This is a genomic window from Aquabacterium sp., from assembly GCF_021768455.1.
Classification (GTDB): domain Bacteria; phylum Pseudomonadota; class Gammaproteobacteria; order Burkholderiales; family Burkholderiaceae_C; genus Aquabacterium.
On the sequence record NZ_JAIZVX010000042.1, the window covers coordinates 12994 to 27605 of the forward strand.

Genomic DNA, 14612 nt, shown 5'->3' on the forward strand with positions numbered 1-14612 from the left:
ATGAAAGCGAGACCATGTCCCTCCAACGTCAACTGAGCCTGTCCACCCGACTGGCCCTGGGTTTTGGCATCGCCACCCTGCTTTGCGCTGCCTGCGCCGCGATCGGCATCGTTCAACTGGACGAGCAGGCTCGTCGCCTTGACACACTGGCCCACAACCGCATCGACAAGATCAACCAGCTGGCCGAGCTCAAAGGCAACTTTGCCGAGGCCGCACGGGCCACCCGCGACTACCTCTTCGACCCGGATGGCCCTGCCCGCCAGAATGAACTGGCCACCCTGCGGAACCTGAAAGCGCGCAACGATGAGCTGCTCGCGCAGATGGACAAAAGCATGAAGCTGCCGCGCTCTCGCGAACTGCTGGATGCCGTCACCAAGGCCCGAAAGGACTACATCGCAACCTCCAACAAAATCATGGAACTGGCCGGTAGCAACCGGGTGATCGAAGCCCGGTTTCTGCTCTATGGCGAATACCGCAACGAACAGCGCAGCCTGTTCCAGTCGGTGGATCAACTGGTGAGCTACCAGCATGACCTGGCCGTGCACTCGGCAGAAGAAGGGCAGGCCCAGGCAGAGGAAGCCAGGTTCGCACTGATCAGCTTTGCCACACTGGCACTGTTGGCATCGGTGGGGGTCGGGTTCGCGCTCGCCCGCTCGGTGTCCCGAGCTCTGGGTGCGGAACCTTGGGAGGTGTCCGACGTGGTGTCACGCGTTGCATCGGGCGACCTGAGCTCGCCCATCCGATTGCGCAATGGCGACCAGGCCAGCACCATGGCGGCGGTCAAACGGATGCAGTTTGCCTTGCAAAAGACCGTGGGACAGGTGATGTCGTCGGCAGAGTCGGTGGCAGGCGCCAGCAGCCAGATCGCGCAAGGCAACAATGACCTGAGCCAACGCACACAGGAACAGGCTGCGGCACTGCAACAAACGGCCGCCGCGATGGAAACCATGCACCGGACCGTCCGCGGCAACACCGCCACGGCGGACGAAGCCAATCAACTGGCGGGTGAAGCGTCCAACTTGGCAGGACGAGGCGGGCAGGTCATCGGGGAGTTCGTGCAGACCATCCAGGCGATGAGCCACAACGCGAACCGCATCGGCGAGATCACCTCCCTGATTGACGCCCTCGCCTTTCAGACCAACATCCTGGCCTTGAACGCCGCGGTGGAGGCCGCTCGGGCTGGAGAACAAGGCCGAGGCTTTGCGGTGGTGGCAGGCGAGGTTCGATCACTGGCACAGCGCTCGGCAGAGGCCGCCAAACAGATCACCGACGTGATTGCGGCCAGCACCGCACAGGTGGAGCAAAGCTCTGTGCAGGTGATGAAGGCACAGGTGATGTTCGACGAAATCAGTTCGGCGGTGGCGTCCTTGCGATCCAAGGTCAGCGACATCCACCTGGCCACCAAGGCGCAATATGGGGACATCAGCGATGTCGGATTGGCGGTGAACCAGTTGGACATGGCCACCCAGCAGAACGCCACACTGGTGGAGGAAAGCGCCGCCGCCGCCGACAGCCTCAAGCATCAGGCAGGCCGGTTGCTGGAATCCGTCGCCCTGTTTCGGCTGGACGGGGGGCTTGCCCAGTCGCGCCTTTCTTGAGAGCATCACGCGCGGCAGGGATGCCGCGCCAAAAACTGGTGTTGGCCCAACAAAATCAGTTGGGCCAATTCCACAGGAGCGACAGCAGCTTGCCTGAGCTTGCGCAGAAGAAATACTTCATGCTCTCGTCGAGCGGTGCAAGGCGCTCGCCATCTGAGAGCTGGTAGTGCGGCCCATCGAGGCAGATCTGCTCGAGCTCATTCAGCGCAGACACGCGGAAGACAGGCACCATGGCGCCATCTTCCAGTTTGCCGAACAACGCTTCGATCTTCATCGAGCCTCCATTTGTTACCTACAGAAACAATCCGAGCTTAGGGCACCCCCTCATGGCACACAAGCCCGCAACAGGGTTTTCCCTTATTTTTGATAGGGTGAGCCCTTTCAGTTCAGCACCCCGCCATGCACTCCGACCAGGCCCATGGCCACCGCAATGGCCACCGCATGGCTTCGGTTGCTGGCATTGAGCTTCAGGATCACACGCTGGATGTGGAAGTTCACGGTGTGCTCGGAAATGTGCAGCAGCATCGCCGTCTCGCTGGCGGTCTTGCCCCGGGCAGCCCAATGCAGGCATTCGAGTTCCCGATCGCTCAGGCTTGGCACCTGGCTGCTCACAAATCGCCGAGCGAGGATGGGCAAGATGACATGGTGAACCAGCGCCACGAAGGGAGCGAAGTCATTGCCCAACTGTCGGGCCATGAACGCCCGAGGTGACTCATCAGGGTTGTTGGCACGCGCAAGCCCCAGGATGGCCTTGGACGTCGGTTGGATGCTGACCAGGCTGAACCCAGAACCCAAGGGGCATCGACAACCGTGCGGCCACACCAATGGCAAGCCAGGCGGCAGGCCGCTTGCCATGAGCGCGTCGCTGAGTTGCCACACCTGGTCTGCAAATTCTGTGGTGGCATCGGCCCCGAAGACCTCTGCCGCCCCGGAACGCGCCAGCGGATGGTTGCTGAACGTGTAGCGCTGCGGATGACCAAGGGTGCGGCAGTCCTCCACCTGGAGGAACCAGGAGGAAAGCCCCAGCGATGCAATCACCAGATTGAGGTGCGCGTGCACCTCGGACAGGGACCGCGCCTGGGCCAGGTCACCTACGCCGTGAACCGCTGCCATGGTCGGCATCAACGGTTGTGCGGTCACGCCCTCATCCTGAACGTCCGCACCGCCAGTGCGCAAAATGCTGAGGTAACTGTTCATCGCGTCGCCCCAACCTTCATCTGGTCCAAGGCCTGGGCGCCATTCGGCCATGGCCAACCGCGCAGCGACGACATCACAAAGTTTCTCGAATGTTGGAGTTTCATACCGCTACCCCATCGCGAACCACGCAGCGCTGCATTCGATCAACGCGCATGGACTTCCCTAAACATGGGCGTCCCGTCGTGGTCATTTTGGCCACCCGGAACATAACGTTTTCCCTGATACCCGAAAGTCTATGTGAACCAAGCAAATGGCACTGTGTCAATCCTCAGCAAGCCGAGAACTCATACCTTTACACTTGATACACATCAACAATCATCCACCAAACATCCAGTCTGACGCCCTAACGCCCCCTCAAACGAGGGATCGACCATTTGGATGAACAGGGAGGGCGCTCATCGCTCAGCGGAAATGGAGTTTTGTATACAAAATGATTTTTTGTATACATTTTGGAATTTCAAACACCAACCGGGATCGGCGGTGAATATCTGAACAGAGCCCAGATTGAATGCCCGGCCATTGAATTCATCTCGGCACATATCAAGCGAGACACAAATGGCATCCGGGAACTGCGATCAAGCCAAGGCACCCGCCTCCTCTTGATACCGCCCATCGTCGGGTAACACCCGCACCGAACTGTCTTGCCCCCAGCGGGCCAACAAGCGCACAAAAGCCTGCTGGTGGGCCGCCACCAGGCGATCCTCTCGGAGGAGATGGCTCAGTTGCACATGTCGCAGGCGACGAGGTGCCAGAAGGGGCAAGGCCGTCTGACCCACGCCAAAGTCGCGCAAGGCCAAGCCACAGCCGGTCTTGGCAACCACACCATCCAGCGCCTCCATGGCCTTCACCAGGGTGCGTGTGTCTGGCGTGTCCGTCAATTCCAGTACCAGGCGACACGCAAGCTCGGGGCGATGTGTCAGCAACGTGAGCAAGCGCCTGCCAAACATCGGACTCAGTGCAGACTGGCGGGAGACCTCCACGGCGATCACCCCATCCATGCGGGTTGCCGCTTCCAACGCGATTTCCACCGCTTTCAGGTCCAGCTCGGCACTCCGGCCACAACGGAGCGCTGCTGGCATGAACACATGTCGTGCGAGCTTTGTGCCATCGGGCAGGATGAGCTGAAGGCTGCCATGGCGATGGGCCAGCTGTGCCTCCATGTCCAGAACATCGACAAAATCCAGCGTCAGGTGCCCGGTGGCAAGTGCCGTTTCGATCACGTGGCGCCATTGCGCGACGGCGGTGATGGTCTGGCTGCCATCATGGGTCGCTACGGCAGCCTGCCCTCGGCCATCGTGAGATTGCATCACCATCGCGTCCACCCGGGCCAGCACCTGCGACACGGTCTCACCATGCGCATAGGTCGCGCCCCCCATCCACGCCACCGGAGTGACGTCGCTCAACCCATCGTCGGCCAACTGGGCAATTGCCAAGGCCATGCCCTGAAGGCTGGTGCGAAGCCGGTCCACATCCGCACCAGGCCAGAGCAAACCGAAATCGGCGCCATTCAGACGTGCCAAGACAAAATCGTCCGCATCGTGATGCAGCAGCAGATGCGCCCTGATGGTGGAGGCCACCGCAACAAGCAGTTCATCGGTTCGCTGGCGCCCCAGGCGTTGGTTCAGGCCTTCCAGGTCGTGCACCCGGATGATGCTGACGCCGCCATTCGCGTGGCGCGTCTGCAGCTGGCTCTCCAGCAACCACATGAAGTGCTGACGACTGGTGGCCAGCGTCAATTCGTCGTGGTTGAGTTGCTTGCGAAGGTCTCCGACGGCCCGCTCCCGCTCATGCAGATGCTGCTTCACGCGCTCGACCACCACATTCAAGGCACGAGAGATTGGAACCCACTCCCGAATCCCGGGCTGGGGGTGAAGCTGAAATTGCCACTCCCCCAGCGCCCGGATCTGCTCAAGAAAGACCTGACCAGGTCGACAGACCCAGACCTTGATGCGCCACGCGGCGATCAGGGTCAACAACAAGGCAAGGCCGTGAACGATGGCCAACTGAACAATGCCGTGTCGTGCATCGCCCTCGGCTGCGGCGGCCACCACCGCTGCCGCCGCCCCAAACATCAGAGCCTGAATGGCAACGATGAGACCCAGGATCACATGCAAGGCTGACATCCAACCGTACTCCCCAACCGTTCGTCATCAATGTGCGAGCGAGATGCACGCGATCACAATGTCTGCACCGTCATGAGCTCGCCAAAATCGGTGCAGGCATCCTCGCTCGCGAGGTAGTCGTTCAAGCCCAGCGCGCTCACAAGTGCCTTGTCCACCGACTGCAGCGTCTGAGAAAGGCTGTCGCCATAAGAAGCGCCCGCCGCCAGGCTGGTCGCCAGGATCAACACGGCACTCAACGTGTGAGCCTGCTCGTTTGCACCTGGCGTGCCCGCCATGTGGGCGATCGCGGTGACCACGGTTTCAGGAAGCCCCAGCCGGTCAACCCAGATGGCACTGACCTCCGGGTGGCTGGTTCCAAACAGCGAAATCTCCTGCTCTGCCAGATCACGCCCCCACAGGGAAGCCACGCTGGAGAAGCCGAACAGCGCCTCTTCTGGATGGCATTGACACAGGATCAGGTGTCCCACGCCCTGTAGCAGCCCGGCGCTGTAGGCATCGTCTGGCGGCAGTCCCATGCGCTGGGCGAGTTGCCGAGCCGACGTCGCCGTGAGCACCGAAGCCAGCCAGAAGTGCCGAAGATTGACAGCGGGCACCTGGGTGAAGGCTGCATGCACGCCGCAAGCCACCACGAGCGTCTGCAGTGACTTCAACCCGACCAGTGACACCGCATCACTCACCGACGACACCGATCGACGACCGCCGAAGAAGGACGAATTGGCCAACCTCAGCAAACGCGAACTCAACACGGGATCCAGTTCGAGTTCCTGTGCAACGTCATTCAGGCTGGCGTCCTGGCGTCGAATGGTGGTGAGCACCCGCTCCACCACTTTGGGCACGGCTGGCAAGCTGATGCGACCTGCCAGAACATCTTCGATGAAATTCATGGTTTTTCTCCTGCAAACGATCGCTCAACGGACATCCATCTGGCCACTGAGTGCTTGACCCAGTGCGCTCTTCTCGCTGTTCCACAGCACCGTATCGAGGCGCTTGAGCACGGCCCCCTGGTGGCGAACTTCAATGGCCAGATCACGGTTGGCAACATGGCAAAGCTCCACCTGCCTGGCCAGTTCCCCCATGGCAGCGATGGCATGACGAAGGTCCGCATTCATGGCAGCCTGATCGGGCAGATGCCTGACCACGTCGTCCACACCACTGCGGGTGCTGGCGGACTCCTTGAGCCCCGTCGCGACACCGGCGGCCAGTTCGCCCAGGATCGGCACCACGTCGCGAACCTGTCCAACGGCCTGCGTCGTGCGATCGAGGGACTCGCGCTGTGCGCCGACCACTTCCGCCAACTGCACGCTGGACAGCGCTGCCTGCTGGACGTGTGGCGTGAGATCGGTGATCTGTTGAACCACGGCATTCAGGCGCTCCTGAGATTGCCGGTGCTGTTCGAGCATCTCTGCCATCAGTGTGGCCAGATAGCGTTCGGTGATCTCGACATTGGCGTTGGTCTGGGACTTCTCGGCCAGGGACAGCACCTCTTCGCGAATGTTGTCGACCAGGTTCGCGACCGTCTTGTTCACGATCACGGCCTGAAATCCGAGCATGATCGAACCGACCAGGCCGAACATGGACGCTGAGAAGGCCGTGCCCATGGCACTCAATGGCTTCTGCAGCCCGCCCACGATGCGGCTGAACTCCGACTCCATGCCGCCCCCACTGCCACTCCCACCGAGCGACTGCGCAATGCTGCCGATGAGGTCTCCGGTGGCCATCAGTGTTTCGAGCAGACCAATGAAGGTGCCAAGCAATCCCAGCCCCACCATCAGGCCCACCAGGAAGTTGGAGAGTTCCTGCTTTTTGTGGAAGTACTGCTCGAGCGCCTCCAGTTCAGGCTCCATGGCCGCAGACTGCACGTACACCTGATGCCCCAGGCCCATTTTTTCGAGCCGCTCAAGCATCCCTTGCACAAAGGCGACGGGGCCCAGGCTGGGATGCGGCTCGGAGCCCCACGTCCCCTTGCGCAACCATTCCAGGCCGGCGAAGAAGACACGGTCCTCCTTGTAGGCGCTGCGCACATGGCCAAACATGGCCGATGCGCCCCAAACGGACACGGCCAAGATCACACCGTTGAGCCCTGGGTTGGAAATGAAAGAATGGCTGACGAAATGCCAGGCGCCTGCGCAACCGAGCGCCACAGCCAGCAAGGGCATCCAGATGATGAATGCGTAGCGGTGACTCAGGCGCAGAGGCTTGCGAGGCATGGCCACAGCGGGCTGCGAGGCCGGAGCAGCCTCCAGCGTGTTGAGGGTAGATGCAGCGACGTTCATTTGCGATCTCGGAAAGCGTTGGCAGACAAGGCGCGTACAGGCGACAGGAGGTATTGCAGGACGGTGCGCTGCCCGGTGACAGCATCGGCACTCACCGTCATGCCAGGCGTCAGCATCTGTCCGAAAGCCTTGACGCTGGCTGGGTCCACGGTGATGCCCACTCGAAAGTAGCGCTCACCGCGTTCGTCGATCAGCGAGTCCGCACTGATCTCGCTGACGCGGCCACTGAGGGTGCCGTAAACCGTGTAATCGAATGCCGCGACCTTCACGTGCGCGGTCTGCCCGACCTGCAAGGCCCCCCGCTCGCTGGGTGAGACCCGCGTGTCCAGCACCGTGACATCGTCTGAAGGGGTCAACTCCATCAAGGTGTCACCAGGCTTGACCACACCGCCCACGGTGTTGAAGAGGAGCTTGTTGACGGTCCCGGCGACGGGAGCCTGGACCACCGTGCGGCGAACACGATCGTTGTCCGCACCGATTTCCTGCTGAACGCGTTGCAACTCCACCCTGGCATCGGCCAGCAGGGTGCTTGCCTCACTGCGGAAAAGCGCTCGGGACTCGGCCAACCTCGCCTGCAACTCCTCTGCCGCCGCACGCAGGCGCGGCGCCGCGCTTTCTGCTTCTCGGATCTGGGTCGTCAGCCGCTCAACCCGGGCTCTGGCGTCCAATAACTCCAGTTGGGAAGCAGCGTTCTTGGCCAGCATGGCCGTGACCAGGGCCAGTTGCTGACGGGCGACCTCCAGCTCACTGCTCAAACCTTTTCGGCGTGCTTCCTGCTCATTGGCTTCCTGACGCTTTTGCGCGATCTGTTCTTCGATCACGCGCAATGACTGCTGCAGCTTGGCCTGTCGGGCGGAAAAGGCATCGCTCTGGTTTCGCATCTCGGTGCCTTCCCCCGCCAGTTCGGCCGGCATCACGAGTCGCGTGTTGCCCTCGGCTTCCGCCTGAAGGCGGGCCACACGCGCCTTCAGGCCATCCAGCCGAGCCTGTTTTTCTCCGCGGCTTGAATTGGCCTGAAGGTCAGACACCGCCATGAGGCTTTGTCCTTTACCGACCACGTCGCCCTCTCTGACAAACACCTTGGCCACGATGCCACCTTCAAGGTGTTGCACCAGCTGCTGGCGGCCGGATGGCACCACTCGCCCGGTCGTGCGAACGACCATGTCTACCCGTGCAAAGGCCAGCCACGTCACCAGCCCGACGGTCACCAACGCCCCGGTGTACACCAGCCATCTGGGTCGCTTCAAAACCCGCTGCGCACCCAGCCCACTGTCGAAATGCTGGGCCAGCAAAGTCCATGTCTTGTGATTCAGTGCGGCGTCCATCATTGCTCCGTGATCAATACCTTGACTTGCGCCTGTTCGGGAGAAGCGCTCGAATCGATGCGAACCTTGATGTGATCGGGTGCATAGCCCAGCTCCAGCATCTGGTTGCGAACCGCCATCACGCGCAAGTAAGCTGCGCGCTGGCTTTCCGTGGCAAACATGAGCGGCCCTGACGCGACAAGCTCGATGTACCGAGACCGTGGCGCTTTGCTGGACGGCCCCACCGCAGCGCGCAGCTGCTCGGCGGCAGATGCGTCAAGGGTCAATGCGCCCTCCGCGTAGTCGAGTTCCAGGAAGTTGCTTTGCGTCTGCAGGGTTGATGCGGCTTTCGGCTTTTCGTTGCCTGCCACCGCAATGCGCGTCTGCCCGCGCAATCGGGTCGGCTCCTGCTCGACGGCAGCGCCCTGCCCTGCGGCAGCCGCCGAGGCTGTCGCAGCCGCCGCCTTGGCCTCGTGCTCCTGAATCAGCCGCTGCGCCATCTTGTGCCCCATCATCTGAGCGGCAAAAGACAGTGAAATGGCGAGAACAACCACCACAAAAATCATGGCAATGACCACGTTGGTCAATGCATCCACAAACCCAGGCCAATACGCGTTGGCACCGCCGCCCCCACCTGCCATGTGTTGCTCCTACCTCGTCAAGGGCGTGCGCCCAGGTTGTACAGGCGTCCCGTCAGGTGGGCCACCTTCATCTGGTTCTGAACTTCACCGATCACGAGTGACGTGATGTCGAGCTTGTTCTGGTGCAAACGCTGGTAAGCGTCCAGCACATCCAGCAGGGATCGACTCCCCCCCACCAACTGAGCCTGGAAGGCCTCGACCACGGTCATGTTTGCCTTGAGCTCTTCCTTGACCGAGACATAGCGCTCACCCACTGCGTCCAGCGCCGCATAAGCAACCTCCAGCTCCTGCTGAAGCTTGCGTTCCGCGTCCTCCAGCCTGAGCAGCTTCTCCTGCTGGCGGGCCAGGGCTGCACGCTCCTGTGCACGGTCGGTGCCACCGTCCATGAGGGACCAGTTGAGCACCAGTTGCGCTTTTGCGTCGCGCTGGTTGCTTGCCGTGCCAGCACTGTTGAGGGTGCGTGCCAGCACCACTTCGGCATCCAGCTTGGGCATCCACCTGGCGCCATAGCTGGACGCCTCCAGCCCTGCTGCGTGCGCCTCGGCCCGGGAGGCAGACAGATCAGGGTTGTTGATGCGCGCTTCTTCGCCAGCCAGGGCCGCACTCAGGGGGACTTCCAGCTGCGCTGGCCACTCGACCGTCAAGGCGGCCGGGCCTTCGCCAAGCTGGCTTTCGAGCTTGCGGAGCGCTGCTCGCAAAGTGGCACGGGAATCGGCAATCTGGGAACGGGCATTGGCCACACGCGCCTTCACCCGGTCTCGCTCTGCCAGGCTAGTGCCCCCCACGCTGGCGCGCTCGCTCACGTATTTGAGCAACTCGGCCAGTCGCACCTCATGCTCACGACCGAGTTCCAAAGCCAGGCGCGCCTGCAACACCTGAAGGTAGGCCGAAGAGGTGTCCACGCTGGCCGTCGACACTGCGCTGCGCCACTGCAGGTCTGCGGAGTTGTTGAGCGCGGCTTGCCTGTCAACCTCGTAAGTGGCTGGACGATCGAAGAGCGGTTGCCTCAAGGTCAAGGTGCTTTCATGGCGGTTGAGCGTGTCGCGCTCGTCACTCGCGATGAGGTGCCCACGACCTTGGGCCGACCGCAAGGACATGTGGGCCTTCTGCGCACCTTCCGCTGCCAGGACGGTCTGGACAAACGACTCCCTCCTCACATCAGCGGCCTGGACATCCTTGCTGTGGGCCACGCCCTGCTGGATCGCTTCCAGCAGACCCACCGGAGCCACGTCAGGCGTAGGCGGCGAATCCTTCAGAGGAAGCGTCCGAGAGAGCTGCAACAGCGCCGGCAACTCGGACAGGCGCCCTGACCTTGCCGCAGCGACTGGCGACTCAGAGGCAACGCTGCCCGTCGAAATGGGGCTCGAAGCGCTCGAAGATGCCTGCGCCAGCACACCGATTCGCAAACCCACCACGGCATCGGCACGCGCAACGAGCACCGCCACATTGCCTGCATCCTGTGCTTGAGCCCACGCCGTGCCGCAGCAGTGAAGCATGGCCCAGATTGCCGCACCTTTGAAACTGGCCGATTTCGCCATCACATCTGCTCCTGTTGTTCCATCACCAGGTCCGTGTTCTTCGACACCACCTTGGTCACATGCCCTGCCGCGGCCGCGGCGGTCGGTCGGGCGGCAAAGCCGAAGAGGGCCGAGGGTGTTGCATCGGCCACCACACGGCCGCGATCCAGGACGAGCACGCGATCCGCCAGCTGGATCACTTCGGTCGCGTGGGTGGCAACCAGGACGCAGCGTCCCGCCCGCAAGCCAGGCAAGGTGCGCAGCAGCTGTTCCTGGGTGACACGATCGAGGCCCAAGGTTGGCTCATCCAACAGGAGCAGGCGATGGCGAGACAGGAGCACTGTGGCCCAGGCGACCATCTGCTTCTGCCCGCCCGACAGCCCTGCACCATTGGTCCCGATCACGCTGTTGAGCCCCAGCTCGGCGCTGTCCAGGATGGGCCCCAGACCGGCCTGTCGCAAGGCGCTGACGACCTGGTCGTCGGGCACATCGGTGGCGCAACCACTCACCACCTCACGCAAGGTGCCGCCATAGAAGCACGGGTCCTGCGCCTTGTGCATCGCCTGTGTGCACAGCCAGCGGCGGGCGGGCTCGCCATCGATCAGGCATCCGCCAACGGTCAAGCGTCCCTCGGTGTGAGGCTGCAAGCCTGCAAGCACCTTCAACAAACTGGACTTGCCAGCGCCTGAGGCCCCCACCACAGCCACCAGCTGTCCTGGCATCAGCTGGAGCGACAGGTCACTGAGTTGTGCGCGCTCCAGGTTCGGGTAACGGAAGCCCAGCCCTTGCAAACGGATGCCTTCTTGCGCCAAGGCCAGGGACGTGGTGGGCTGAGCCTCTGCCGTCAACGATGGGCTCGCCATCTGCGCCGAGTCCGCGAGGCCAGCGAGGGCCCCGCGGAATTCGCGCCAGCGGCCCACCAGTGGCATCACGCCGCAAAGGGTGGCCAGCAGCCGGCCAGAAAGCATGTTGGCCGAGATCAGCCCGCCCACACTCAACTGTTGCGCTTCGATGCGGAAAACGCCGCAGACCAGCAGGGTGACGGTCGAGGCCGACATCACGACGGGCACCATTTGCTGGTTGAGCTGCCCCCACAACCTGGCCCTGGCCGCCTGACGTGAACTCACTTGGGAGGGCTGGCGCCAATCGGCCAGTGCGCGGGTCGCACTGCCCTGGCTGGCCAGACTCTCGCGTGCCGACAGCACATCCATCAGAACCGCCAGCTTGCGCCGGCCCGCTTGGTGTGCCGCTTGCTGACGGGGGCTCACCAGTTGCTGAACGCCCGCGCCAATCGCCAGCAAAAGCAGGGCGGCACCCACCGGGATCCACACCAGAGGGCCGGCGATCGCCGTGACCACCGCCAGGAACATCAAGGCGAACGGCAAATCGGCGACTGTGAGAAGGGCTTGCGCACTGAGCACATCCCGGGTGCTGGCCACCTCACGCAGGCGGCCCAACAGGTCGCCTGCGTGCAGGCGCTGAGACAGCGGCGCCGCCAGAACCCCGCGCATGAGGCGCTCGTCGAGGAAGGCGTCCCAGCGGGCGCCAGCATGTTCGATCATCGTCACGCGCGCACTGCGCAGGACCAACTCCAGCATGAGCAGCAGCACCATGCCGACGAGCAAGGCCCAAAGGGTGTCGTGCACCTGGTTGCCCACCGCCTTGTCGTACACCAGCATGGTGAACAGCGGCAGGGTGAGCATCAAGGCATTGACGACACCCCCCGCCAGGAACAACTCGGCCAGGTGACGCCGGTTGGCGCGCAGGAACAGGAGGATCGTCAGGCGCACGTGCGATGGTTGGTCAGCGTTCATGTTCTCTCAATGCGTGGCGAGGTACTGCACATGCAAAGTGGCCGCCGCAGCGCCCCCCGTGTCGGTGCTGGTGTAGAGGCTGTAGTCCACGGTGGTGTTGCCAGATGCGTCGGTGGTGCGGCCTGTTTCCACATGCGTGCTGGAAATGTTGAGCGTGTCGCCACTGTCGAGCTTCACCACCAGGTCGTGGTTGCTGTCGGTCAGGCTGACGACATTTGCTGCGCTCAGCGTGAGCGTCATGTCGGCTGTGTTGTTGCTGAGCTGCAGCGTCTCCACGTTGCTCGCCACGCCCACGAAGCCGGACAGATCGACGGCCAGGCCTGGCGTGGTGATCTGGAGCACGTCGCTGCCGCTGCCACCGTCTGCAGCAGACAGCAGCGAGAGGCTCGTTGCCACCAGCGTGTCGTTGCCTGTGCCGCCGAACAGCCAGTCGCTGCCGGTGCCTACAGCGGTGAGCGTGTCGTCGCCCGCGCCGCCCACCAGCACGTCACGGCTGGCGGTGCCGGCCAGGGTGTCGTTGCCGCTGGTGCCGTTCACCACGGCCACCGTCACGTCGGTGAACACCAGGCTTTCGATGTTGGTCAGCGTGTCGGTACCCTGGCCGCCAACGGTCGAATCCGACACGGTCAGCACGTTGTCGCCGCTGGCATTGCTGAAGGTGATGGTGGCCAGCGCTGCTGCCGTGCCGAAGGTGCCCTTGTAGGTGGCGATGTCGGTACCCGCGCCGCCGTCCAAGGTGTCGTTGCCCAGGTCACCCCGCAAGGTGTCGTTGCCGGCCATGCCCGACAAGTTGTCGTTGCCCGCGGCACCGTTCAGGGAGTTGTCCTGCCCGTCGCCGGTGAGGGAGTCGTTGTAGGCGGTGCCTTGCACAAATTCGATCCCACTGAAGGTGTCGCCGGCGCCGATCCCGCCGCTGACCGTGCCCCCGGTCAGGTCCACCGTCACACCGCTGCTTCCCCAACTGCTGTTGTTGTAGTTCAGCAAGTCGCCGCTGCCGTTGCCGCCGATGAAATTGACGCCAAAGCCGCCCACCATCTTCACCAGGTTGTCGTTGTTGCCGTCGCCGCCGTCCATCGTCAGCGTGCCCGTTCCGACCACTCCCGCCCACAGCAAGTCGGTACCTGCACCGCCTTGCAGGGATGTGGTGGTGGCGCCCGCGTACAGGGTATCGTTGTAGGCGCTGCCCACGACCGCCTCGATGCTGGTGAGGATGTCGCCCGACGCATCGCCCGTGCTGACTTGCGCCGTGGCCAGACCCAGGTTCACCGTCACGCCCGCGGTGCTGGCGCTGTAGTCCACCGTGTCGGTGCCCGTGCCGCCAAACAACCAGTCGGCACCGGCGCCGCCGGCCAGTCTGTCGTTGCCGGCGCCACCCACCAGCACGTCCTGGTTGGCGGCGCCGGACAGGGTGTCGTTGCTGCTGGTGCCGTTGACCACGGTCACCGTCGTGTCAGTGAACACCAGGCTTTCGATGTTGGTCAGCGTGTCGGTGCCGTTGCCCGAGGTGCCGCGGCTGTCGGTGACGACGATGCTGCCGTCGGTGCCACCGGCGGTGATGCTGACCTGGGCCAGCGTGGTCAGTATGCCGTTACCGTTGGTAATGTTGTAGATGGACGAGTCGGTGCCGGTACCACCGTCGATGCTGTCGTCGCCCGTACCACCCATCAACGTGTCATTGAGGTTGCTGCCCACCAGGGTGTCGTTGCCGGCGCGGCCGTAGATGGTGCCGGCCACGGTGGACAGCAGCACCAGGGTGTCGGCATATGACGAGCCATCCAGGTTCTCGATGCTGTTGTACACATCGCCAGCCGCATCACCAGTGTTCAACGCGGTGTTGTTCATGTTCACCACCACGCCGGCCGAGCCCAGGGCGTAGCGCGCCCAGTCAAAGCCTGCACCGCCGTTGAAGGTGTCGGCGCCGCCCAGGCCGTCGAAGATGTCGCTGGCCGAGCCGCCGGTCAGCACGTTGGCGTTGGCATCACCCGTCAATGTGTTGGCGGCTGTGGCAGAGCCGGTCAGGTTCTCGATGCCGCTGAGGATGTCGCCCGCCGCATCGCCGCTGCCGGTTTGCGCCGTGCTCAGGCGCAGATCTACCGTCACACCCGCGGTGCTGGCGCTGTAGTTGGCGGTGTCGGTACCGACACC

At 63.1% G+C, this 14612-nt stretch carries 11 protein-coding genes; 1 reads left to right on the forward strand and 10 read right to left on the reverse strand.

Annotated features, from left to right (window positions below; genetic code table 11):
- Window positions 1-14: 14 nt before the first annotated feature.
- Window positions 15-1598, forward strand: coding sequence for a methyl-accepting chemotaxis protein (locus QZ994_RS07715; RefSeq protein ID WP_290870567.1), 1584 nt, complete (start codon window positions 15-17; stop codon window positions 1596-1598).
- 55 nt (window positions 1599-1653) lie between these two features.
- Here QZ994_RS07715 and QZ994_RS07720 read toward each other — a convergent pair whose 3' ends face one another.
- From QZ994_RS07720 to QZ994_RS07765, 10 genes are all read right to left on the reverse strand, one after another.
- Window positions 1654-1872: a hypothetical protein gene (locus QZ994_RS07720; RefSeq protein WP_290870569.1), complete on the reverse strand. Its 219-nt coding sequence runs from the start codon at window positions 1870-1872 to the stop codon at window positions 1654-1656.
- A gap of 107 nt (window positions 1873-1979) precedes the next feature.
- Window positions 1980-2795, reverse strand: a complete 816-nt coding sequence (locus QZ994_RS07725) for a helix-turn-helix transcriptional regulator (RefSeq protein WP_290870571.1) — start codon at window positions 2793-2795, stop codon at window positions 1980-1982.
- Between the two features lie 575 nt (window positions 2796-3370).
- Window positions 3371-4903, reverse strand: coding sequence for an EAL domain-containing protein (locus tag QZ994_RS07730; protein ID WP_290870594.1), 1533 nt, complete (start codon window positions 4901-4903; stop codon window positions 3371-3373).
- 68 nt (window positions 4904-4971) lie between these two features.
- A complete protein-coding gene (locus QZ994_RS07735; RefSeq protein WP_290870573.1) occupies window positions 4972-5802 on the reverse strand; it encodes an HDOD domain-containing protein in 831 nt (276 codons plus the stop codon).
- 24 nt (window positions 5803-5826) lie between these two features.
- Window positions 5827-6939, reverse strand: coding sequence for a hypothetical protein (locus tag QZ994_RS07740; protein WP_290870577.1), 1113 nt, complete (start codon window positions 6937-6939; stop codon window positions 5827-5829).
- Window positions 6940-7187: 248 nt separating this feature from the next.
- The gene (locus tag QZ994_RS07745; protein ID WP_290870580.1) at window positions 7188-8516 is read right to left on the reverse strand and encodes an HlyD family type I secretion periplasmic adaptor subunit; all 1329 of its coding nucleotides are present in this window, start codon (window positions 8514-8516) and stop codon (window positions 7188-7190) included.
- Window positions 8516-9136: a hypothetical protein gene (locus QZ994_RS07750; RefSeq protein WP_290870583.1), complete on the reverse strand. Its 621-nt coding sequence runs from the start codon at window positions 9134-9136 to the stop codon at window positions 8516-8518. Before QZ994_RS07750 ends, QZ994_RS07745 begins: the two co-directional genes overlap by 1 nt.
- A 17-nt stretch (window positions 9137-9153) precedes the next feature.
- Entirely contained in the window at window positions 9154-10674 is a 1521-nt protein-coding gene (locus tag QZ994_RS07755) for a TolC family protein (RefSeq protein ID WP_367172271.1), read from the reverse strand.
- A complete protein-coding gene (locus tag QZ994_RS07760; RefSeq protein ID WP_290870585.1) occupies window positions 10674-12467 on the reverse strand; it encodes an ATP-binding cassette domain-containing protein in 1794 nt (597 codons plus the stop codon). The genes QZ994_RS07755 and QZ994_RS07760 overlap by 1 nt, the downstream gene beginning before the upstream one ends.
- A 6-nt stretch (window positions 12468-12473) precedes the next feature.
- On the reverse strand, window positions 12474-14612 hold a 2139-nt coding region (locus QZ994_RS07765), incomplete at its 5' end, for a calcium-binding protein (protein WP_290870588.1).